This window comes from Maribacter aquimarinus, from assembly GCF_047345505.1.
In the GTDB taxonomy this organism is placed as follows: domain Bacteria; phylum Bacteroidota; class Bacteroidia; order Flavobacteriales; family Flavobacteriaceae; genus Maribacter.
In genome coordinates this window covers 43,613-67,789 of sequence record NZ_JBLFEO010000025.1, presented here as the reverse complement: position 1 = coordinate 67,789, position 24,177 = coordinate 43,613, and the positions used below count along the sequence as shown (strand labels likewise).

14 protein-coding genes are annotated in these 24,177 nt (G+C 51.9%); 5 read left to right on the top strand and 9 right to left on the bottom strand.

What is annotated here, in order from left to right; translation table 11 throughout:
• The first annotated feature begins 442 nt into the window (after positions 1 to 442).
• Positions 443 to 673, top strand: coding sequence for a hypothetical protein (locus ACKWCC_RS15560; protein WP_413996881.1), 231 nt, complete (start codon positions 443 to 445; stop codon positions 671 to 673).
• A gap of 4 nt (positions 674 to 677) precedes the next feature.
• A complete protein-coding gene (locus ACKWCC_RS15555; RefSeq protein WP_413996880.1) occupies positions 678 to 962 on the top strand; it encodes a type II toxin-antitoxin system YafQ family toxin in 285 nt (94 codons plus the stop codon).
• 254 nt (positions 963 to 1,216) lie between these two features.
• On the opposite strand, the gene ACKWCC_RS15550 is transcribed toward ACKWCC_RS15555, so the two are convergent.
• From ACKWCC_RS15550 to ACKWCC_RS15515, 8 genes are all read right to left on the bottom strand, one after another.
• On the bottom strand, positions 1,217 to 2,443 hold the full coding sequence (locus tag ACKWCC_RS15550) for a carboxypeptidase-like regulatory domain-containing protein (protein ID WP_413996879.1): 1,227 nt from the start codon (positions 2,441 to 2,443) through the stop codon (positions 1,217 to 1,219).
• Positions 2,444 to 2,982: 539 nt separating this feature from the next.
• A complete protein-coding gene (locus ACKWCC_RS15545; protein WP_413996878.1) occupies positions 2,983 to 3,564 on the bottom strand; it encodes a hypothetical protein in 582 nt (193 codons plus the stop codon).
• 290 nt (positions 3,565 to 3,854) lie between these two features.
• Positions 3,855 to 5,795, bottom strand: coding sequence for a S9 family peptidase (locus ACKWCC_RS15540; protein WP_413996877.1), 1,941 nt, complete (start codon positions 5,793 to 5,795; stop codon positions 3,855 to 3,857).
• A gap of 220 nt (positions 5,796 to 6,015) precedes the next feature.
• On the bottom strand, positions 6,016 to 9,249 hold the full coding sequence (locus tag ACKWCC_RS15535; protein ID WP_413996876.1) for a WD40/YVTN/BNR-like repeat-containing protein: 3,234 nt from the start codon (positions 9,247 to 9,249) through the stop codon (positions 6,016 to 6,018).
• Between the two features lie 280 nt (positions 9,250 to 9,529).
• Positions 9,530 to 12,817, bottom strand: coding sequence for an amidohydrolase family protein (locus tag ACKWCC_RS15530; RefSeq protein ID WP_413996875.1), 3,288 nt, complete (start codon positions 12,815 to 12,817; stop codon positions 9,530 to 9,532).
• Positions 12,818 to 13,095: 278 nt separating this feature from the next.
• Positions 13,096 to 13,863 (bottom strand): tetratricopeptide repeat protein, encoded by a 768-nt coding sequence (locus ACKWCC_RS15525; protein ID WP_413996874.1) that lies wholly within the window; start codon positions 13,861 to 13,863, stop codon positions 13,096 to 13,098.
• Positions 13,832 to 14,266 (bottom strand): hypothetical protein, encoded by a 435-nt coding sequence (locus tag ACKWCC_RS15520; protein WP_413996873.1) that lies wholly within the window; start codon positions 14,264 to 14,266, stop codon positions 13,832 to 13,834. Before ACKWCC_RS15520 ends, ACKWCC_RS15525 begins: the two co-directional genes overlap by 32 nt.
• A gap of 548 nt (positions 14,267 to 14,814) precedes the next feature.
• Positions 14,815 to 15,414: a methyltransferase domain-containing protein gene (locus tag ACKWCC_RS15515; RefSeq protein ID WP_413996872.1), complete on the bottom strand. Its 600-nt coding sequence runs from the start codon at positions 15,412 to 15,414 to the stop codon at positions 14,815 to 14,817.
• Between the two features lie 74 nt (positions 15,415 to 15,488).
• Here ACKWCC_RS15515 and ACKWCC_RS15510 point away from each other — a divergent pair, with 74 nt between their 5' ends.
• Both ACKWCC_RS15510 and ACKWCC_RS15505 read left to right on the top strand, forming a co-directional pair.
• Positions 15,489 to 15,665, top strand: coding sequence for a hypothetical protein (locus ACKWCC_RS15510; RefSeq protein ID WP_413996871.1), 177 nt, complete (start codon positions 15,489 to 15,491; stop codon positions 15,663 to 15,665).
• A gap of 326 nt (positions 15,666 to 15,991) precedes the next feature.
• Positions 15,992 to 19,234 carry a S41 family peptidase gene (locus ACKWCC_RS15505; protein ID WP_413996870.1) on the top strand — a complete coding sequence of 1,081 codons (3,243 nt, stop codon included), beginning with the start codon at positions 15,992 to 15,994 and terminating at the stop codon, positions 19,232 to 19,234.
• A gap of 369 nt (positions 19,235 to 19,603) precedes the next feature.
• Here the strand turns inward: ACKWCC_RS15505 and ACKWCC_RS15500 are convergent, their stop codons facing one another.
• Complete coding sequence (locus ACKWCC_RS15500) at positions 19,604 to 20,371, bottom strand: CDP-alcohol phosphatidyltransferase family protein (protein ID WP_413996869.1); 768 nt, start codon at positions 20,369 to 20,371, stop codon at positions 19,604 to 19,606.
• A gap of 272 nt (positions 20,372 to 20,643) precedes the next feature.
• On the opposite strand from ACKWCC_RS15500, the gene ACKWCC_RS15495 reads away from it, so the two are divergent.
• Positions 20,644 to 24,033, top strand: coding sequence for a ThuA domain-containing protein (locus tag ACKWCC_RS15495; RefSeq protein WP_413996868.1), 3,390 nt, complete (start codon positions 20,644 to 20,646; stop codon positions 24,031 to 24,033).
• Positions 24,034 to 24,177 lie beyond the last annotated feature (144 nt).

Genomic DNA, 24,177 nt, shown 5'->3' with positions numbered 1-24,177 from the left:
GTACCCTGGCGTCATAAAGGGGCTCTTAAGCAAGGTTTTTGCACCGATCGGAAATGGTGGCCGAAATGCGCCCCGAATCGTAGCGGCCTAAAGTTTATAATCCTTGCGAAAATCAGCAAGCCCGAAATTAGAAGCGCGAAGTGGGAAATGGGGTTTTCACACTATTTTCGAAGGTAGCCGTACATCAGCGTTTGTTGCGATGTAGGACAGGGTTATGGACACCGCTACTAAAAAACACCTCATTTGGTACGGGAGGGACGCTTGCGGCAGTGGTGGGGGTGGAGCGGCTCCTGCCCATAGATCCGGGCAATGCTTGTCAAAGGTTATGGAATGCAGCAAGCAGCAATAGAAAAATAAATGTATATTATTTGTATATCAAATAGCAATACATTATATTTATTTCTATAAATCCATTAAACGTGTTACGATGGGAAGTAAGCCAATGAGTTTCAGATTCGATGAAGAAATCATTGAACTGGTTAGGGAAAAAGCGAAGGCCCAGAAGAGGAGCCTTAACAATTACGTTGAAATGTTGTTGGCGAAGGATGTGGGGAACATTCCGAACGAAGAAACAAAAAAGGCCATCGAAGAAGCCAAAAAAGAAGTTGGTCTGGAGCCCATGGACGATATAGACGGGTTCTTTGATGGCATCCGTAAGGAAATCAGCACATAGTCGCATGTACGAAATCGTTTTTACGGGGCAGTTCAAAAAAGACCTAAAGCGGGTAGGGCGAAGAAAAATGGACGATCTGTCCTTGGTACAGGACACCATTAAGCTCCTAAAACATGCCGGAGCGGAGGGAGTGCCCAGAAAAATGAAACCGAACAGATTAAAGGGGAACTATGATAACCATTGGGAGTGCCATATTAAACCGGATCTTTTGATTATTTGGTTCCAAATAGAAAACCCAAAAACAATTAGGCTCATCCGAATTGGCACCCATTCGGACTTGTTCAAATAAACCCTTGCCAGTGTTTGCGGTGTACCAAATGTTTCATACCGTTGGAAGTACGAAATGGGAAGATGAAATATGAAGTTGGAAGTACGAATTTAGAGGTACGAAGTACGATGTTGGAAGTGGGAATCAATAACGTCTGGGTTGGGCTTTTACTGCGCCAGTACGAGGTTTTTGGAGACCGGCCCAAGAACCCTTCTTGGACACGGGCGTGACGCTCGCGTTAGCTAGGAAGGTTGGGTTGTGGGGGAATTATTTTTTTAATCTTCATTACTTTCCCTATAATCAAGAGGTAAAGAATTTGCGAACTTCGTGTAAGACCAATACCCTTCGTACAAAACATCTAATGGATTGGCCAGAACCCCAATTGGATACACCTTGATTTTTTTTGCCAATGGTATTACATTAGAGGCCTGTGAAACCGCTTTACGAGGTTTACTAAATGGATTCCTTAGTATGTAATTGTTCTCTTCCTTTTCCCTAAGGTACGTAACTCTTAAATTATGATTAAAAAGAAGATAGGTTTGCTTACCCTCATCCAGAATGATATCTGAAGAAGCTATTTCGTCTTTACTGAGATAGTCTATATATTTTGGAAGTTTTGCTTTTTCTAAAATGATTAATGCCGAATCAATCGAATTTTCGGGCCTGTCCATTTTTCCTGATAAATTGAATACGACATTCGATTTGGATAAAATCTTACCAGCCCTTATCACTCTTTCTGGACTGGGTCTATCTTTGTTTTTCTTTCTCACAAACTGGTTTATAACAAAACCTTCCTTTTGCAATGCGTGTTTTACAACACTCCTATAAAAATGTAGCTGCGAACCGTGGTAAGCTTTTAACCTATTTTTTCGCCATTTCTTGTGTTTGCCTTTACTGCCCCGTAACTCCTTAAAATAGGAATATCCCAAATATTTAGAGATATTTTTTTCTAATGAAAAGTACTGTAAATCATATGAAATAGCATAGCCAAGCGCTTCATTTTCTATAAGTAGTGGTTCAATCGCTTTTGCCGTAAAAACATTGTTTTGTGCATCAAATTCAAAAGATAGAACGTCCCTATTTTTTATGGTACAATGTTTGGACAACTCATCGGTACCGATAAATTCTCGGACGAAAACTGAATAATGATACTCCCAATCGTCATTGCTTCTTTTTCCCTTTACAACCACTTCATCCAATGGAAAATCTTCTTCCAACAGTGAGAAAACCAGTGGTTTTTTGTAGGTCTCGGTATCCACATTATGCGCTATGGTCTTAAACCCCAAATGCGAAATTATCAATTGATGGACACCATTTTTTACCTCCAAATTGAATTCACCATCCTTATTTGTAATTGTCCCCGTTGTGGTATTGTTAAGATATACGCTTACATTGCTTTGGGGCTCATTGTTAACATATATTTTTCCTTCTAAATAAATCTGAGCCGATATCTGAAAATAAAACAAATTAAAAAAAAGAAGAAATATTAGAAATCTGGTCATCAAATTGCGCTTGTATTCAACCTTGTAAAACAACAAAGCATTGTTAAAGTTAGATATTTTTAAATTTAAACAGCGGTCCGAAATTGCTGAGGTATCATGGGGCCATAAAGTAATTGCTTGATTGCCCAAAGGGGCACAGATCGAAAGGTTGCGACCGGCAAACAATCAATTGGCACTAAACGGACCGAAAACATGGGCACGGTCCAAAAAGAAAGCACTGGCACAAAACGGATCGAATTGGCCCGCTTCTTGCCAATGTAGAAAGATCACCATTGACCATGTACTCCTTGCACCCCCCAAGATAACAAATCTACGCAACCCATGGACCAAGAATGGACCCGAGCCGCCCAAATTCCTTAGTCTTGGCCGGCTTTTGGCCACACTGGCGCAGGCCTTACGCCACGGTATGGAGTGGTTCAGGGATGCCACCGATGGTGGGCTCCAAACATAAGGAAAGGTCTTGCCCAAAAGGGGGCAAGAAATGGGGCGATCGGTATGGGACAAAGATGCCCTGGCCAGGGGTTGCCCCTTGGCCGGCGCTATGGGAAGCGATAGCCAATGCGCAAGTGCAGGTTGGCGGCCACGTCCCCTTCATTTTCAGAGAACCCGGCACTTTTGGCAAACGTATAGCGGTAGCCTATGCCCAAGCCCAGCTCGTAGTTAAAATGCGCGCCCAAATTCCTTTTTATGCCCCAGGTTGGAATCATCATTACTTGGTTTACCACGTTGATGTTGTCGTAGTTGGAGATCACGAACCAATCTGGCAGGTAGGTCGTTTTTAGGGAAAGGAAATTCCCCCCGTTATGGTCCGTATTTCTGGAACGTCCCGCCCTTTTTTGAAGGTTGTAGTACCATCTGGGCTCCAAGGTGATGCTGGGAATGAGCAGGTAGCCCGTGCCATCGTCATAGAACAGGCTGCCCCCAAAGAGACCGGCGTCCAGCCCCACTTCGACGCGCAGGGCCAGTGCGTTGCCCAAGCCACGCTCGTGGTGTGCCCAAACGCCCAACACGCCCGTTTGCAGCCCGTAGATGGATTTCTCCACTTGGGCATTTTGGGAATGCACCGCTGCCCCGGCGAAAAAGACAAGCAGCGCAACAACACATTTTTTTCTAAAATCCATACGGATGAGACTGTTGAATCATACCGCAATGATACCTCTTTTCTGCTTTGGTACCGCTTTGTCGCCAAAACAATTATCAGACTACAACTTATTGGTTTTTTAGTGTTTTACGATATTACTGATCTACTTCTTTCCTATGGCGGCATGCCCTGGGGGCCCCCGTTTCCCTTGGCTGCGCAAAGGGCTTCACGGGCAAAAGAAAACGTGTTTGCTTCAAGGGAGGCTCAAGCGCTTCCACAAAAGGAGGGCACACCGCGCTCCGGAGCCCATCGCTTTGTCTTTTTTGCCTTTTACAATTCGCTCTCCAAGGGGCTGCCGTCTTCAATGGGCGTACCGGTATCGCCCTTGAGGTGCACATCCAAAAAATTGAGGATTTCACTGTAGGCCTTGATCTGGTTTTCCTTTTTCACAAAGCCGTGGCCTTCGTCCTCAAAGAGCACGTATTCCACCGGAATCCCGTTTTTCTTCACTCCCGCCACGATCTCATCGGACTCCACTTGCAGTACCCGTGGGTCTTGGGCGCCTTGCAGCACAATCAGGGGTTTGGTCACCTTTTCCGTATGGAACAAGGGCGAGATTTCCCTGAGCCGAACGCTGTCGGCCGTGTTGGGGTCTCCCAGTTCCTTGTACAGGGCCTCTTTTTGGGCTTCCCACCAGGGCGGAATGCTCCTTAGGGTACGAATCCAGTTGGTAACGCCGAAGATGTTCACCCCCACATCAAAGGCCTCTGGGGCAAAGGTCAGGGCGGCCATGGTCATGTACCCGCCATAGGAGCCCCCAATGATGCCTATCTTGTTGGCGTCAATATTGGGCTGCTGGGCCAGCCATTCCTTACCGGCAATGCAATCTTTCAGGTCCTTGTCGCCGTGGTTGCGATCATCCATCTGGTAAAATGTTTTTCCGTAGCCGCTGCTTCCGCGGTTGTTCACGGCCAAGACGGCATAGCCGTGGTTTACCATGTACTGGATCAGGGCACTGAAGTTCTGCCTGGACTGCCCGCCGGGGCCGCCGTGAACCCAGACCATGGCCGGCACCTTGTTTTCGGGGGTGGCTTGGTGGGGCACGTAATAAATGGCCGGCACCTCCAGACCATCAAAGGATGTGTAGCGCACCACAGAGGCCCGGACCAGGTCTTGGGCCTGTATCTCCGGATTCAGCACCTGGGTGAGCTGGGTTTGGTTTTTGCGCTCCAGATCGTACACGTACAAATTGGAGGGCGTGTGGGAACCTCCGGCATAAAAGCGCATCAGGGACTCATCTTCGGAGAAGGCCACATTGGTAATGTCCATCCCGTCCAGGGCGGGCAACGGCACGTTTTTGTCCGTGGCCACGTCCCTGATCTCAATGGTGTTCTTGGCATCCTCGTTGATGTAGGTGATCTGGTAGGTGCCGTTTTCGGTGAAGTAGGAGCCCATAATGTCCCAATCGCGGGTCATTACCGTTTCGGAGGTTTGGCCGGCTATGTCGTAGCGCATCAGCTTGGCAAATTCGCCCCCATCATCCGTGGTGTAATAGAGCTGTTGCCCGTTGGGGGAGAAATCTTGCGGACTGTTGGCACTTTGGTTCTGGTTGATCTTGGTGAGGGATTTGTTCTCCATATCGTACAGGAACAAATCGCTGTCATTGGTGTTGATGGGCTTGATCAGGGCCAAATATTTTTTGTTGTCCGATAGATTGCCAATAAAATAGCCCTCCGTGTTCTCGAACAACATTTTGGGGGTGTAGGTCTCCAGGTCCATTTCGTAGAGGTCCGTAAAGCGCTTGTCCCTTTTGTTGCTGGAAAAGAGGAAGCCTGTTTTGTCCTTGTTCCACCCCTCAAAAGAGGCCCGTGCCCCGGGGTAGGGGGTCAGGTCCCTATGGCTGCCGTCCACATCGCGCAGGAAAATGTGGTAGATCTCATCGCCATTGCCGTCCATGGCAAAAAGCATCCGCTCGTCTCTTGGAAAATAGGAGATGGCCCTGACGGAAGCACTGTCGGACTGGGTCACGGGCGTCATTTCCCCACCGGTCACGGGAACGGTGTAAAGGTTATAAATGCCCGATCGGTTGCTGGAGACCAAGAGTTTGGATTTATCTGGCGAAAAGCTACCGCCGCCAATGGCCTCGTTGTCCATCATCTGTTCAATGGTATAGGTCTTCATGGTCTCCGCAATGGCGGGTGCGGTTTCCTTGGTCTCTTGCTTACAGCCCCACACAAGGGCCACGGAAAGAACTAACAGTATTTTGTTCATATCAATGGAATTGGGAAAAGGAATTAAATGGATTTTTTAGAATGCTCTCATTCCTTTGTAAGTTAGGGAAAAACAAAAGTCCGAAAGAAAAAACCACGGCTTATTTTTATTTTGAGGTAGGGCTTAAAAAGAAACCAGTTATCGGCTTATTTTCAATTGGGAAATGGTATTGCCACAAGATAAAAAAAAGGGACAAGCTCAGCGCCCGCCCCTTTTAAAATCACATCTTAAACGTCTTGGTTTCCTTGAAGGGTGAAACATTCAAGGCTTCAATGGATTTCCTGTACGGGGCCCATTTTTGGTCAAAGAAGGCGTTGGTCTTGGCCAAGGCCTGTTCAAGGGCATCCGCGGCCATGCGCATCAGGTGCTCCTCGGTTTCGGTTAGGCCGGTTTGCCGGCTGGCGGCATAATAGCCTGCCGTGCCCAACCTTCGCATTACCGTGGGTTCTTGGCTCCTGGTAATGCCCTGCCGTTTGTCTTCCTTGCCCAGATACAGGGACATGACAGAATCCACTTCTTTTAGCATGGCTTCGGATTCCTTGATGTGTTCCTTGTATTTTTCCTTGTCCAGCTCCTTTAGTTCCTTGGCGTATTTTTGGGCCACTTCCTTGCTTTCCACCAGTTGTTTTACGGCATTGGCCGCAGTCTGGGTCATTTGCGCCACCTTGCCCTGTGCCTCGTGTTTGGCTTTTAGGGCGGCCATGTCCACCTCCAATCTTGGGTCCGGTTTCACGGTAATGGTGGTTTCGGCCTTGGTATCGCCGTAGTCCATGCGCAGGGTATAGGTGCCGGGCAGTACAGCTCTTCCCCCACGTTCGGTGGGGTTCTTGACCAGGGTTCGTGAGGGCCGGTCGGGCCCTTTTTCGTCCATTTGCCAATAGACCCTGTGAAAGCCGGGTTTTTCCGGCGCTTTGTACTTCAAGGTGCGCAGTAAACGGTCGCCATCGTAGATGCGGAACCGTATGGAGTCTTTTTGGCGCACGCCGTCCTTTTTTTCTTTGATGTCCGTTTCGGAATCGGTTTCATCTTTTGCATCGGGCGTGTTATCGGGGGCCTCCGCTTTGTCCGGGGCCTTTTTTTTGCCCTCCTTGACGTAATAGGTGATCATGGCCCCTTCCTTTCGGTTCTCGGCGTTGTACATGGCATCGGCCCCAAAACGGCTTCCGGTGGGCTGTTGGTAGGCGGCCTGATAGGCGGTGGGCGGATCGAACAGTACGGCCTCCTGTTCCAAGAAGGCGCTGTTGCCGGCCAATGCCCTTAACGGTCTAATATCGTCCAACACCCAGGCGGCACGGCCAAAGGTGCCCATGACCAGGTCATGCTCCCGCGGGTGGATCACCAGGTCCATGGTGGAAACGGTAGGGTAACCGGCCGTCCATTTCTGCCAAGATCCGGCGGCATCCAATGAAATATAGAGCCCGTCATCCGTGCCCAAGAAGAGCAGGTTGGGGTTCTCCAGGTCTTCCACAATGCTCAGGGTGTAGCTTTCCACATCGGTCTCGTCCACAATGCGTTCCCAGGTCTTTCCGTAGTTGGTGGTTCTGTAGGCATAGGGCGTGTAGTTGAACCTGCGGTAGTCATTGGCGATCAACAGGGCAGCGCCCTTGGTTTTATTGGACGCCCTGATCTGGGCAATATAGCTCCCTTCCGGTAGGTCTTTGAGGTTTTTGCCCACCTCGGTCCAGCTGCCACCGCCATTTTGGGTGTAGTGCACGCGGCCATCGTCCGTGCCCACCCACAGCATGTCCTTTTCCACCGGAGAGGGTTCAATGACCAGGATGGTGGTGTAATTCTCCGCTCCCGTGGCGTCTATGGTGAGTCCGCCGCTGTCGCTCTGGCGCTGTTTATCCGGATCGTTGGTGGTCAGGTCCGGGGAAATGATGCTCCAGGTAAGTCCCTTGTCCGTGGTTTTGTGCACAAACTGACTGCCAAAATAGGCCGTGGCGTTGTCAAAGGGGTCTTGCCCAATGGCCGCGTTCCAGTTAAAGCGCAATTTGGTGGCCGCATCCGGTGCAACGGGCTTAATGGGATAGTTGTTTCCGGTGACGTGGTCATAGCGGGAAACGTTCCCTTGCTGGCTCATGGTGTAGCCAAAGCGGGAATTGTCCCGATCGGGCACCACGTCAAAGCCATCGCCAAAACTGATCTCTTGCCAATAGCTGTTTCTAATGCCCTGGTCGCGCCACACGTAGGCCGGGCCGCGCCAAGAGCCATTGTCCTGCATACCGCCATAAACATTGTAGGGAAACTCATTGTCCACATTGATGTGGTAGAACTGGGCCACCGGAAGGTTGCCCACAAAGCGCCAAGATCTGCCGCCGTCCCGGGTAATGTTGAGTCCGCCGTCATTTCCATCCAGCATGAACTGTCCGTTTTCGGGGTGGATCCACCAGGCGTGGTGGTCCGGGTGTATGCCATTGTCCACATTGTAGGCCGGCATGAGCTGGGTAAAGCTCTTGCCGCCGTCCTCGGATACGTTCACATAGGTGAAGATGCTATACACCCTGTTCTCGTTCTGTGGATCCACATAGAGTTCATAGTAATAGAAGGGGCGGTTGCCAATGTCCTCTTTGTTGTTGATCATCTTCCAGTTAAAGCCGCCGTCCACAGATTTGTAAAGGGCGTTCTTCTTGGCTTCCACCAGGGCATAGACCACATTGGGCTTGCTGGGGGCAATGGCAATGCCCATACGGCCCAGTTCCCCTTTGGGAAGCCCCTCTTTTTCGGTGATCTGTTTCCAGTTCTTGCCCCCGTCATGGGTCATGTACAGTCCGCTGCCGGTACCGCCAGAGGTAAAGAACCACGGCTCGCGTTTGTGCTCCCACATGGCCACCAACAACTTGTTGGGGTTGGTGGGGTCCATGACCATGTCTGCCACGCCGGTCTTGTTGTTCACAAAGAGGATCTTCTCCCAGGTCTGGCCTCCGTCCGTGGTTTTGTACACACCGCGCTCTTCATGCGCCCCCCAAGGGCTGCCAATGGCGCCAACATAAACGGTGTTGGGGTCCGTGGGGTCTATTTTGATCCTGTGGATATGGCGTGTTTTTTCCAGCCCCATGGCCTGCCAGCTTTTTCCGGCGTCCAGGGAGCGGTACACCCCGTAGCCGCCATTGAGGCTGTTTCTGGGATTGCCTTCCCCGGTACCCACCCAGATTACCGAGGGGTTGCTCTGTTGTATGGCCACGGCGCCAATGGAGGCGGTGACCTCCTTGTCAAAAATGGGACCCCAGGTAATGCCCCCGGAATCCGATTTCCAGAGTCCGCCCGAGGCTGTGCCCACGTACATGATATCCGTGTCCGAGTGCACCACGTCTATGGCAGTGATGCGTCCGCTCATTCCGCCCGGGCCAATGTTCCGGGGTTTCAGGTCCTGTAGCAGGTCCATGTTAAAATCTTGCGCCAGGGCAGTGCCCAGGCAGAAAAGAAACAATAGGGGGCGTAAGAAATAGTTCATTGGTAAAAGGTGTTTGTGGTTCAATTGGTGTTTTGTAAAAAGGTAAAAATACGATGAATCCCTTTAGGGTGTCTTCTTTGCTTTGGATGGGCCCGCCCGTGGGACAGCTTTGACATCGGTATGGTCCTGTTTGGGCCAAGCATCGTTTTTTGTTTTTTTGGGTTGATGTTTGGCGGCCACCGTCCCGGTGGAACGTGCCGCCCGGTCCTGTGGCGGCCGCGGGGTTTCAGCCCCTGGCCGAAAGCTTAAAAATAGGGCAGGTTCCCCAATCGGCCCCAGGTCAATGTCCCAGATGGCAGCCACAGCCCGGTCGTGTAAAGCTCTGTGCTTGCTCATGCCAAGGGAAGGCCCCATTGTACTTGTTGTTTTCCCACCAGAAAGATCCCCTGCTTATCGCGGTGGGCCACACTTGGTCCATGGTGTCCGTATCGTACAGGCGTCCGTTCACCATGGTGTGCGTCACGCTTTCGGTATGGCGAATGTTTTCCAGCGGATTTTTGTCCAACAGGATCAGGTCGGCCAGCTTGCCTTCTTTCAGGGAGCCTATTTCCTGCCCGGCCCCGATGTAGTGGGCACTGTTTATGGTGGCCGCCTCCAGGGCCTCCATTTCGGTCATTCCGCCTTGGTGCAGCATCCACAGTTCCCAGTGGGCACCCAGCCCCTGCAACTGTCCGTGGGCGCCCATGTTCACCTTTACCCCTTGGTCTGCCAAGGCCTTTGCCGTACGGGAGACCAAGATATGGCCGTTCTCATATTCCTCTTCTGGCACCATGGTGCGGTAACGGGAGCGCGCATCGATCAAGGCCCTGGGGGTGTATTTTAGCAGTTTTTCATTTTCCCACACCTTGTCATGCTGATAAAAATAGTATTCCCCGTTGATGCCCCCAAAAGTGACGATCAGCGTGGGGGTGTAACCGGTCTTGCTGGTTTTCCATAGCTCCAGTACGTCTTTGTACACCGGGGCCACGGGAATGTTGTGCTCTATGCCGGTGTGGCCGTCCATGATCATGGACATGTTGTGGTAAAAGGTAGAGCCTCCCTCTGGCACCACATTGATGCCCAGTTCCCGGGCGGCCTGCATCACCTGCTGCCGTTGCTCCCTGCGCGGTTGGTTGTAGCTTTTAACGGATTGGGCCCCGTAGGCCTTGGTGCGCCTAATGGACGATCGTGCATCTTCCAAACTGTTGATCGGCGCCTTGAAATCGCCATCGGCACCATAAAGGATAATGCCGGTGCTGTACAGCCTGGGTCCCACCATCTTGCCGCTTTTAATGAGTTCTGCCATGGCAAAGATGGATTCTGAGTTGGCCGAGGGATCGTGGGCTGTGGTGACCCCAAAGGCCAGGTTGGCGTAAAACTGCCAGTGTTTTTGTGGGGTAAGGCCATAGCGGAATCCGCCAATATGGGCGTGGGCATCCACCAGGCCGGGCATGATCGTCTTGCCACTGGCGTCCATAATGCGTGCATTGGCGGGCACCTTCACGGTTTCGGCAGGGCCCAGGGCCGCAATTTTGTTGTTGGCCACCACCAGGGTGCCGTTTTCAATGACCTCGCCGTTTTCCATGGTAATGATCCGGGCGTTGGTAAAGGCAATGCTGCCCTGGGGGCGGTCCCGGGGCACGCTAAGGCCTACGGCAATGCCCACGGTGTCCATCGCCGCCGCCTTTTCCGGTGACTCCGGCAAGAAGGTGTAACGGTCCTTGATGTCATTGGCGTAATAGCGGTTGCCCAAGGTCCAATGCACTTGCTGGCTGTCCTTGGACCAATGAAGGTTGATGCCCGAATCCTTGGCCAACTGTGCCACGGGGACAAAGGTGCTGTTGTTGTCCAGATCAAGGGGCTTTCCCGTAAGCAGCAGTGGGGCCACATAAGCCTTGTGAAGGTGGGTAAAGGCGATCCATTTGTTGTCCGGACTGGGTACCAGACGGTTGGCGTATTTGGATTTTATATGGGTGCGCGGGTCTTTCCCGTTCAGGTTGACCGATTTCAATTCTTTGGTGAGGCTCCCAAAATAGGTGCCTCCGGTTTGGTACAGGATGCGCTGCCCATCTACACTGAACTGGGGGTATTGGCCCTCTTCAGAGACTTTTGTCATCTCTCCGCCGTTCACGGGCATGGTGTACAATCCGGCATCATTGGCAAAGCTGAGCCCTTGATCGGTGTTCCCCGATTCCTTGTGAAACACGATCTGGGTGCCCCCTGCATTGAAGGCCGGGTTTCTGTAGATTCCTTTTTTGGTGGTCAACTGGGTCGATGCGCCACCGCTCAGGGCCACTTTGTGGATGGCACCCAAGCGGGCATCGTCCCAGCTCACATAGACCACCTCTTTTCCGTTGGGCGAGAAGGAGGGCTCTGCCTCGAAATGCGTGGCGTTGGTGAGCCTTTTGGGGGTGCCATTGGGCAATTTTTTGGTCCACAGTTGTCCAAGTGCATTGAACACCAACGTTTTCCCGTCCGGCGAGGTCACGGCGTGGCGGATCACCTTGGGGTCAAAGGAATCTTCATCCACCGGGTTGCTGAAATGTACGGTCTCGGCAATGGGGATACTGGCCTCCACCGTAAAGGGAATGTTGGTCACGGCAAGGGTATTGATGTCCAGTTTGTTTATTTTTCCCTTGCTCCAGAACACCAGGGCGCTGTCCCCGGGCAACCAGCTATAGTTGGGATATACCCCAAAGATGGCCCAAGCCTCTTTTTGGTCCTTGTTCAGGTCACTGAACACGGGCCATTCCTCTCCGGTGGCCAGATCGTGCAGGTAGAGCACGCTCTTGGTGCGCACGCGCTTTACAAAGGCCAAGAGTTTGCCGTCCCTGGAGAGCTGGGGGCGTGCCGCTCCTCCGGGACCTCCGGTGATCTTGGTGGTCTCGCCCGTTTCCATATCATACCTTTTTATGACATAAATTTCCTTGTTGGGGTCCTTGTTGTACTGGAAGAAGCCTCCGGGATACACGTCCTCGCTGTAATAAAGATACCGTCCGTCTGGGGAAATGTTGGGCTCGTTCACGTCCTGTTGGTCGTTTTTCCGCTTGGTGAGCTGGGTGCCCGATCCCCCGCTAATGTGGTACTGCCATATTTCCCCGGCACCCAAGGAGCGTTGGGAGGTAAAGTGCTTTCGGGCCACAATGTACTGGCCATCTGGGGTCCAGTATGGATTGTTGAGCAGTCTAAAATTTTCTTCGGTCACCGCCCTGGCCTCCGATCCATCGGCCTTCATTACCCAGATATTGTCTCCGCCCCCGGCATCACTGGTAAAGGCAATGTGGGTACCGTCCGGACTAAATCGCGGCTGCACTTCAAAGGGAATGCCGCTTCGCAGCACTTTGGCCTTTCCCCCGGAAATGGGCATGGAATAGATATCGCCCAGCAGATCAAACACCAGGGTCTTGCCATCCGGACTCACGTCCAGGTTCATCCAGGTGCCCTCGTTGGTGGTAAACTCGTGGTTTTTGTAGTTGAAGTTGCCCTTGGGGTTGGCCACGTCCCAGTCCTTGGCATTGTTCTTCTGCCCCAGGGAAAGAGAGGTTGCCGCGAGGGCAAGCAGCCCGGTAAGGAGGTGTTTATGTAGCATTTTAGGTTGATTTTATCGGTGCCTAAAGATAACAAAAAGCTGCCTTGTACCTCCCATTTGCCCTTTTGTCTTTCCCTCGGTGTAAAAATCGAGCTGCAACAGGGGCATGCTTACTGCTACAAGCGGAGGTTACCTAAAAACAAAGGCCGTTCCAGTTTGAAAATCGGCCAAGGGAATTGAATGTGTTTTTGTCGATTGAAAACGAAAGATTGGGTTTGGCCCCGCTACGGCCCAATTTCAATGCTGACGCGGTTCAAGAAACATAGGGGTAGCCCTGTTCATGGTACGGAGAGCTTCTTTTTTAGCTGCGCAATGTCTCCCCAATAAATCTCATTCAGAAATTCGTTATAGTGGTCATCGCGTTTGTAGATCAGGTTTTCTTCGGCCAGGGCAAGGTGTTCCTCGGCCTTTTCCCTTTGGCCCAGGGAAAGATAGGTTCGGGCCAGTCCAAAATGGGCTTCGCAGGTCTGGGGGTACTGCTCAAGGGCATATTGAAATTCGCTTATGGCCTGGGTTGTGTTTCCCATTTCAAGATGGCACAGGCCCAAATACACAAAACTGTGCACATCTACCCAGTCCCTGCCCAGGTGCTCTATTCCCGCATTGAAGGCAGCAATGGCCCGGGCATGGTCCTTTTTGCCAAAATAGCACTCGCCGCGCAAAAAGTTAATGTCCTCGCCCCATGGGGCATCCACGGTATTCGGGGTCAGGGCATCCAAGCGATCAAAATCCAATAAGGCCTTATCATAGTCCCTCAGCTTCCTGAGACGGATCCAGCCCCTGTACCCTAAATGTTTTAGGGGTTCCAAGGCAACAGCCTTGTCCAAATAGCGGAACCCGTTGTGGAAATCTCCCGCTTTGTTGAAACGGGCAATGGAGTACTCCCAATAGTCATCACTGTTGGTCGAGGTAAAATCCCTGACGCCCTTTTCAATTCCGCCTAGATAATTATTAAAGGAGATAGCGGCCGCTATTACCAAGATAAGGGCAATGAGAAAGATGGCGAGGGATATTTTAAAAAATTTCGAGAATGCTTCCGTTTTCAATTTTGAATCTAATGAGGTAGTAGGTCTTGGTTTCGGTGGCATTGCTCCAACCGGTCAGTGCTGCTGAGGTGGCCATTAGTTTTGTGCCAAGGTCGCCCTCGTTAAATGATGTGGGGCGATAATCGCGGTCAATTTCAAAAATTTCCTGCTCACAGAAATTGCCGTGCTTGTCCAAATGGAGCCTTAGGGTAATAAAGCCCTGTCTGGGGCGTATGTTGCGTTCCGCGGTTCTCAGGTCACCGAAGGCTTGGCGTATGGTGACATTCTCTCCCTTAATTTTGGTATTGTGCATTTTACGGGAAAGGAGGTTGCCGCCCCAATACGGCTCCGATTCCTCCGCACAGGGAGCGTTGTTGCACGCTGTAATGGGAAAAACCAAAATAAGCATAATGCCCAGTAGCATACAGGCAAAGCCTGGTTTGGAAACGTAAAATGGTTTTGGGTGATTTTGCATGTTTAGGGAAATGGGAGCCAAAGTACTAAAAAACAACTTCCCGCGCCTATACAGAGGTGATTGGCCAACATTAAACAACAACTCCAGTGGATTTGGCGAAATTGTCCCAATGAGGGTAGCGTATGGCATTCTTGCTTGCTTTGAAACCCGTAGTAAAACAATTGGCCCTTTTTTATTTTTGCGTTGACATTTTTATGTCGCACGGATTAAAAAATAAAATCTCTTGAAATCATTGGCATGTCCTCTCATTTTCGGTCTGTGTTCCTTCCCCTTCTGGGGGAAGTAACCATAATGGGAAAAGTTTGTTGAGAAAAAAAGGAGCCCTCGACCAGAAAAATAGGTGAGTGATCTATGGCCCAAAGGTCTTTGAACACTGGTGTAACCTTTTAAACGTTACGTTTACAGACTTGGTAAATAAATTCTGTTTTTAACTAGGGCTCGGCCATTCTTTAAGGTACAATCTAAGCGGTAGGTTGAACTGGCCAGGCCAACATCGTTTACTTCCGCTCAAAAATCCCAAAAAGTTCCTTCCCTTGTCTGGGAGCTATGGAGTTGTGGGCCGTTTCAAAGCTGATGGGTTTAAAATACGGTGCCAAGTACCCCAGGTATTCTTCCTTATGGCCCCCAAAGGGCGGGTTTTCCATATCCTGGGAGAGGGCAAAATTAAACCAAAGGCCCACCAATTTCCCTTTGGGTCTGATCAATGCGGCCATTTGTTTGGCGTATGCGCTTCGGTTATCCCTTGTGGGCCTAAAGGAGCAGAAAAAGGTCTGTTCCAAAACAAGGTCGTACTGCCCCTGGTGGTCAAAGAAATTTTCGTGCAGCAATTGGGCTTGGGGAAAACTGGGATTTTCCCGTTTAAAATTTTCCAGGGGCAGTTTGGAAATATCGAGCACGTACACCTTGGTAAATCCCTTTTTCCAGAGGTAGGTTGCCTCGTGGGCGTTTCCGGCCCCGGGAATCAAGATTTTTTTGTCCTTGTCCTTCAGCTGGTCCACATAGGTCTTGATCGGCGTGGAGGGGTACCCAATGTCCCATCCCGTCTGCGCCTTCCGGTAACGCGTTGTCCAATACTGCTCTTCCTTGGTGCTTTTCATTGGTTGTTCTTTTTGGGACGTACCTCATTGAGATGCCCATAGTGCGCACAGGGGCGGCTGCGTAACCACCGCTCTTGGCACAGGATGGTTTGTTTCCGTTGGGTGGTCATCATCAAATGGGCATCAACCGCAAAAATAAAAAGAACTTGGGCCTTATTGCTGTTTCCATCCCCAAAGAGATTCCTTGCGGCACTGCAAAGCAGGATGAAAACGCTTTTTTCAAGATGTCACTTTACAAAAGAAGCCCCTAAATGTAGGGTTTACCGTGCTCTTTTTAGGGGAGTCCCTTGCCCATTCCATTGTGGGCAGCGGTTCGTGTTGATTACCAAGTATTGAGTGCCTAGTATTAAGTATCAAGTATTAAGTGTCAAGTATTGAGTACGGAGTAGGGAAAGATAGTTTTGTGATTTTTGTCGGGTCTCTTCTTTCTGTTCTCTTTTCTCTGTTCTTTGTGCTCTTGTCTCTTGTTTCTTGCCTCTTGTTTCTTATTTCAACCTTGTTTTGGATATTAGGGGCAATTGGCTATCTTTTCGCCCATTTAAAAGGCAACGAAACGCTTTTTACCAAACCATATCAAATGAACTTAAAACCCACCTTCCTGTTTTTGGTTTTTACCGCCATACTTGTGGCACAAACCGAGCCGCAATGGCTGCGTTACCCGGCCATTTCGCCAGATGGCGCCACGGTGGCCTTTACCTACAAGGGCAATCTGTACAAGGTGGCCGCCACCGGTGGGGAGGCCCAACAGCTCACCTTTCACAAGGCGCACGATCGCTCTGTGGTATGGAGCCGGGACGGCGGTACCTTGGCCTTTGCCTCCGATCGCTACGGCAATTTTGATGTCTTTGCCATGCCCGCCCAAGGCGGCGAGGCCACCCGGCTTACCTACCACAGCGCGGATGAAGTGCCCTATACTTTTTCGGCGAACGATTCCCTGGTGTTTTTCGGTGCCGCCCGCTTGGACGCCGCTTCCCATAGGCAGTACCCCAACGCCAATTTGCCCGAACTCTACGCGGTGCCCACAACGGGCGGCAGGGTGGATCAAATGCTCACCGTTCCCGCCCAGGACGTGCAGGTGAACGTAGCGGGCTCGCTTTGGGTCTATCACGATAAAAAGGGGTATGAAAACGATTTTAGAAAGCACCATACCTCATCCATTACCAGGGATGTGTGGAGCTATGACCCCAAGACCGGCACACACCAGAAATTGACCCATTTCAATGGGGAGGACAGGAACCCCGTTTTTTCCAAGGACGGCAAAACCCTTTACTATCTGAGTGAGGAAAGTGGATCCTTCAATGTGCATACATTGGATTTGGCCAACACCGGCAACACCCAACAGGTTACCCAATTTAAACAGCATCCGGTACGGTACCTGAGCATGGGCAACGGGGTCATGGCCTTTGGTCATGATGGGGTGCTCTACACGTTGGAAGAAGGTGGGGAGCCCAGAAAAATCCCCATCACCATACGCACCCAGGCGGGCAGCAACAGCGTGGAAACCATTAAAGTGAACGGTGGGGTACGTGAAATGGACATTGCGCCCAATGGCAAGGAAATTGCCTTTGTGAGCCGGGGCGAGGTCTTTGTGACCTCCGTGGACGGTTCCATGACAAAGCGCATTACCAACACCCCACAGCAAGAGCGTTTTGTACAGTTCATGCCCCAGGGAAATGCCTTGGCCTATGCCAGTGAGCGCAATGGAAAGTGGCATATTTTCAAAAGCAGTATCGTACGGCCGGACGAGCCTTTTTTCTTTGCATCGACCCTGGTAAAAGAGGACACCCTGCTCAGCACGGACACAGACGTGTACCTGCCCAAGTTCTCGCCCAACGGAAAGTTCATGGCCTATGTGGAAGGCAGGCGAAGCCTTAGGGTAATGGATCTGAAGACCAAGGAGACCACCACCTTGCTCACCCCGGAAGACCTCTATCATTTTCAGGACGGTGACCAAGACTTTAGCTGGAGCCCGGACAGCCAATGGCTGTTGGTGGATTGGGGCGCCACCCTGAGCAACAACGAGATTTTGTTGCTCAGTGCCGATGGCTCCCAACGGATGAACCTGACCCAAAGTGGGTACAACGACGGCAATCCCCAATGGGTGAACGGGGGCAAGCAGTTGCTTTGGTTCGCCAACCGCGAAGGATTAAAAAGCTATGCCACCAGCGGACGCACCGAGCGTGATGTGTACAGCATGTTCCTTACCCAGGACGCCTGGGACAAATTCAACTTGACCAAAGAGCAGTACGACTTAAAAAAACTACTGGAAGAAGAGGAAAAGGCCACCGGGGAACCAGATTCCGAATCGGCCAAAAAGAAAGAAGACAAAAAGAAAGAAAACAAGGCCGTTGATCCCGTTTCCCTTGATCTTGAGGATGTGCGGGAAAGAAAGGCACGCCTTACCATACATTCTTCCAGATTGGCAGATGCCGTGCTCTCCAAGGACGAGGAGAAACTGTACTACCTAACCCGTTTTGAAAAAGACTTGAACCTTTGGGAAACGGAACTGCGAAGCAAGAGCACCAAAATGCTGATCACGCTGAACGCCAAAAGTGGCAACTTGCAATGGGATCCGGGGAAAGAGCACCTTTACCTCTTGGCAGACGGCAAGATCGCCAAGTTGGACCTGAAGGCGGCCAAGGAAAAGCCCGTAAAGATTGCCGCGGAGATGACTTTGGATACCGAGGCGCAACGCCGGTACATGTTCGATCATATCTGGCTCAGGACCAAGGGCATTTTTTACCATTCCAATTTCCACGGGGTGGATTGGGAAGCCATGCGCTCCGAATATGAAAAGTACCTGCCCCATGTAGGCAATGGCTATGAGTTTTCTGACATGATCTCCGAACTTTTGGGCGAGCTCAATGTCTCCCACGCCGGCGGCAGATATGCCGATGCCATGGAAAACGGGGACGAGACCGCCTCCTTGGGCATTTTTATGGATTATGGGCACAGGGGAAACGGCATAAAAGTGGCCGAGGTGATCAAAGGTGGGCCGTTGGACAAGGCCAATGTGGCCATTGTTCCCGGATCGGTGATCCAGAGCATTAACGGCATCCCGCTATTGCCCAACAAGGACCTGGCCTCCCATCTGAACCGATTGGCCAAAAAATTTACCCTGTTGGATGTGGTGGCCCCGGACGGAAAGCGCCAACAGATCACCGTAGTGCCCATTTCCCAACAGGAAGAGCGGAGACTTTTATATGCGCGTTGGGTAAAACAGAACGAGCAAGAGGTGGCCAAGAAGAGCAGTGGAAGGCTGGGATACGTGCACATTCCCGGAATGGCCGATGGCCCGTACCGGAACATCTACGAAAAGATGCTGGGCAAATATGCCGCCAGTGAAGGGGTGATCGTGGACACCCGCTTCAACGGAGGGGGCGACCTTGTGGCCGATCTAGCCATGTTCTTTACAGGGGTGCCCTTCCTCTCCTACGAAACCGAGGACAGAAAAGTGGGCGGGGAGCCCACCTCACGGTACACCAAGCCCACCTTGGCCATTTTCAACGAATCCATGTACAGCGATGGTTCCTGTTTTGCCAGCGGCTGGACCGACCTTAAAATAGGCACCTCGGTGGGGATGCCCGTGCCCGGCACCTGCAGCTTTGCCGGTTGGGAACGCCTGCCCAATGGCGGCCGCTGGGGGGTGGTGCCCGTCAGTGCCAAGAACATGGCAGGGGAGTGGCTGGAGAACAATCAGACCGAACCGGACATCCTGGTAAAGAACCACCCCGATGCCATAGCCAAGGGAACGGACCAACAGCTGGAAAGGTCCATACTACAACTGCTCAAGGAACTGGACGCAGCGGCCGGAAATTGATCGGGGCCCAAGTGCCCTGCGCAGGTCGGGGGCGGGGACGGGAGAGAAGCGGTTGATCGGCACCGGTACCATAGCGAGATGCCCTGGGGCATCCCCACTGTTTTCCGGAACAAGCGGCCAATGCCAACGGGCCTTATCCTTTTGGTTCTACCATTGTATGGTGGGCAAAATACTTGGCTCACCATTTCACTTAGGACCGGAAGACGCAAGACGGAAAATTTTATAGTGGTAGTTCCACGCATTGTGGAGACTTACTTTGCGGGTGTTGGCCATTGGACCTATGTTTAGTCTAACGCACGCCGTCGTGGAGTCCCACGTCTGGGCATTACCATTTTCGTTTCCACAACATTGGTGGATCAACGCTCTTTTTTATAGGTTGATGAATTTTCGCACCAAGATAAAAACGATCACCAGGGCCGTGTAGCCAATAAAAAAAGGAGCAATGAACTGGCCCAGCCCTGCCACCAAAAGAAGGCCAATGACCAACAGTTGAAAGCCCAGGCCAAAGGTGGAGAGGCAGGTCATGAACCACCGGGGAAAGTGTTCTCCGGCAATGGCCCTGCGGTCCAACCTGTAGATCACACGGTCAAAACCGCCATAGAGCAAGGAATAGACGCGAAACAAGCGGTTCACATTTTTTTGTTTTTCCCCGGTCAGGGCTTTTGGAGGGCCCTCTTCATAGACCCTGCTGGTGGTGTCCCCGTTGAATTTGTTGCGAAGAATTACGTAATAATAATTGTACAGCGTACCCTGCAGCTGTATGCCCAAAAAGGCCAGAATGGTCCAGATGATGGTGCCTCCGCTAATGTGCCAAACGGCCAGAAGGATAAAGAAATTGAGCAGGATATCGGCAATACTGTCCAGGTACCTACCCGTATGGCTGGGCGTTTGCTTGATCCGGGCCAGCTCGCCATCTGCGGCGTCCAGAATGGATTTGAGCACCAAGAAAAAGGCCGCGGCCCAGTAAAACTGGTTCAAGATGCAGACAATGGCCAAGATACCGCAAAAGACAAACCCAAGGGTAACGTCTATGGGGGTAAACCTGGTGTTTCTTAGGGTTTTGGCTATGACTTGGGCAAAGGGCCTTCCGTAATCGGACAGGTCCAGGAATTGGTGTTCCTTGGGTAATTTGGACATTTTTACAATTGGGCTACGCTTCCTTTTTGGAACGACAACACGCTGGCCAAATAGGGGTAACGCCCGTGCAAATCTAAGGCTAAAAAATAAAAGGTGCCAATGGGTAGGTCCTGAATCCCCTGTAATATCCCCCGATGATACCGAGTGCCCAACCCGTTCCCGGCCAATTTCCTGAAAGATTAATTTTTTGTGTTTTTCATCGTAATCCTTGTTTTTTATTGGTCCCATGGCGTATTTTTAAACCTTTTTCACATCCTAAAACTGGTCTATAAATGAAATTTCTTTCCCCCATTTTCTTTCTCTTGTCCCTTTTTCTGGTGCTGTCCTGTGGCCAAAAGCGGGAAGGTGCGCCCAAGGTGCTGGTGTTTTCCAAAACGCTTGGATTTAAGCATGCTTCCATCCCCGCCGGTATCTCGGCCATTAAGGCATTGGGCCCGGAAAACGGTTTTGAAGTGGATACCACCAAGAATGCCGCCCTGTTTACGGAGAAAAATCTGGAGCAGTATGCCGCCGTTATCTTTTTGAGCACCACCGGCAACGTACTGGACCACCATCAGGAGGCCGCCTTTGAGCGATATATTCAGTCAGGAGGGGGCTTTGTGGGCATTCATGCCGCGGCAGATACCGAATATGACTGGGGGTGGTACAACAAGCTGGTGGGTGCCCAATTTTTAAGTCACCCGCCCGGCACCCCAGAGGCCAACTTCATCATAACAAATTCAAATTTTGCGGCCACTTCGTTTTTTAAGGACACCGTTTGGACCCGGTCCGATGAGCTGTACAATTACAAAAACATCAATCCCGATGTAAACGTGATCATGACGGTGGATGAGGACACCTATGAGGGAGGGGCAAATGGAGCGTTCCACCCCATTTCGTGGTACCATGAATATGACGGGGGTAGGGCCTTTTACACGGGTGGCGGGCATACGGATGCCAGTTTTTCAGAGCCCCTGTTCCTAAAGCATCTTTTGGGCGGCATACAGTATGCCATGGGCAAAAATGAACGGCTGGACTACGCCAAGGCCACTTCCCAAATTCCGCCGGAAACGGACCGCTTTTCCAAAGTGACCCTGCACGAAGGTGCTTTCTTTGAGCCCACCGAAATGACCATCTTGCCCAACCATGACGTCTTGGTGGCCCAGCGCAGGGGGGAGGTCATGCGCTACAATGCCGCTACCGGGGAGCTCACCGAGGTGGCCAAGTTGGATGTGTACCACAAAACCCTGAACACCCCCAACGTCAATGCCGAGGAGGGCCTTATGGGGCTGCAAAAAGATCCGGATTATGCCAACAACCACTGGATCTACCTCTTTTATGCCCCCACGGGCGATGCCTGGGTGAACCGTTTGTCCCGTTTTAAGTACAAGGACGGCAATTTTGATCTGGGCAGCGAGCAGGTTATCCTGGAGGTGGACAGTCAACGCGAAATATGCTGCCACACCGGGGGTTCCATTGCCTTTGGCCCCAAGGGTTACCTCTACCTCTCCACGGGAGACAACACCACGCCCTTCAATGAGCCCAATGCCAAATATGTGCACCATGGATTTGGCCCCTTGAACGATCTTCCCGGCCGGGAGCAGTACGATGCCAGAAGGTCTTCTGCCAACACCAATGACCTAAGGGGCAAGATTTTAAGGATACAGGTGAACGAGGACGGAAGCTACGATATTCCGGAGGGTAACCTCTTTCCCGTGGGGACAGAAAAAACCCGCCCGGAAATTTATACCATGGGGCACCGCAACCCTTACAGGATTTCCGTGGATGCCAAAAAAGGCTATGTGTATTGGGGCGATGTGGGCCCGGATGCCCGTGCGGACAGCCTGGGCGTACGGGGCCCCAGGGGCTATGATGAGATGAACCAGGCCCGTGAGGCCGGAAATTTTGGTTGGCCCATGTTCATTGGGGACAATTACCCCTACAACGCTTACAATTATGAAACCGGTGAGTCCGGCCCGGAGTTTGACCCCGAGCTGCCCATAAACGACTCCCGGAACAACACCGGCCTGCGGGAGCTGCCACCGGCCCAACCGGCTTATGCCTATTACCCCTATGCCGAAACGGGCGCCTTCCCCCAGTTGGATACCGGTGGAAGAAACGCCATGGCCGGCCCCACCTATTACTCGGACATGTACCCCGGTAAGGAAACCTTGCCCAGCTATTATGACGGTAAGGTTTTTATCTACGATTGGATGCGGGGCTGGATGTTTGCCGTGCACCTCTTTGAGGACGGTACCTTCAATAAGATGGAACCCTTTGCCCCGGAAATTGAGCTGAACAACCTCATTGATATGGAAGTGGGCCCCGACGGAAGGGTGTATCTCTTGGAATACGGCAGCGGCTGGTTTACCCAAAATGCCAATTCTGCCCTGGGGTATGTGGCCTACAACGGTGGGAACCGGCCACCGTTGATCTCGGGGCTGCACGTGGATGAAACCAGCGGTACCCTTCCCCTAAAGATCCGTGCAAAGGTAGCGGCAAGGGACCGTGAGGATGACACGATGAGCTACCTGTGGGACTTTGGCAATGGGGATACCCTGCGCACGGACCAACCCGAAGTGGCATATACCTATACCGAGAAAGGCGCCTACAACCTTCAAGTGTCCGTCAATGACGGCCGGGGCCAGACCGCCAGCAGTGAGCGCATGGGCATTGTGGCCGGAAACTCCAGGCCCAAGGTCACCATTGAGGTCACCAAGGGGAACAAGGCATTCTACCTGCCCGGAAAGTCCTTGGATTATGCGGTGTCCGTGAACGACCCCGATGGACAGGATACCGTGGACGAGACCTCCATTTATGTGAGCGTGGACTATTTGGAAGGGATGGACAAAGTGGCAATGAACCTGGGGCACCAGCAAGTGTCCGCCGCCGTGACCGGCAAGGCCCTTACCCAATCCATGGACTGCAAGACCTGCCATAAGGAATTGGGGCCCTCCATTGGGCCCAGTTACATGGAGATATCCGAGAAGTACAAGGAGCGCCGCGATGCCATCACCTATTTGCAGGGAAAGATCGTTCAGGGCGGGAGTGGGGTATGGGGCGAGGTGATGATGCCCGCCCACCCCAAAGTGACCTCTGACGAGAGCAGGCAGATCGCCCTTTACATTAAATCCCTGGCCAGCGAGGAGGAAGAAGTGCCCTCATTGCCCGCCAAGGGGACCATAACGGCGGCGCCCAGCGCTCCCGGAACGGTCATGGTGATCAGCGCAAGTTACACGGATGCCGGATCGGAAGGCGTTTTGCCCCTTACCGGAAGTCAGTCCTTGGTCATACCCAGCAATGTGGTCTCCTTTGCCCCGGGCATGGAAAACGATGGCCTTCGGGAACTTGTTTTCAATGGGATGGACATTTATTTGGCCGCGGGGGCCAAGGGGTGGTTGCAACTCCCCAAAATGGATTACAGCGGCGTAAGCTCCCTGACCTTGGCCGTGGGATGGCAGCAGGCCCCCGAGGCCACCTACACCTTTCAAGTGCGGCGCAATGCCCCGGATGGGGAAGTTGTGGCCCAAGGAACGCTTATGGTGCCCAAGGGCCAACCGGGCGGAGCGGCTATGATGCCCTTGCAACAACGTTTAAAGGAAGACGATGTGCTCTACCTTAGTTATGGGGTAAACAATGGGAAACCTTCGGCCATTGGTCTGGTGAACGTAACCTTACATTGACAGGAGGGGCTCTTCTTGCCTGGGCGCCTTTTTGGATGGCGCCTTGGTTATGGCCGGCCGTGCCGCGCCCAAGGGACCAAAAATGGGTTTCGCTCTGTCTGCCAAGCGCCTTTGGTCATGGTTGCCGGGGTGCCCTATGGATGC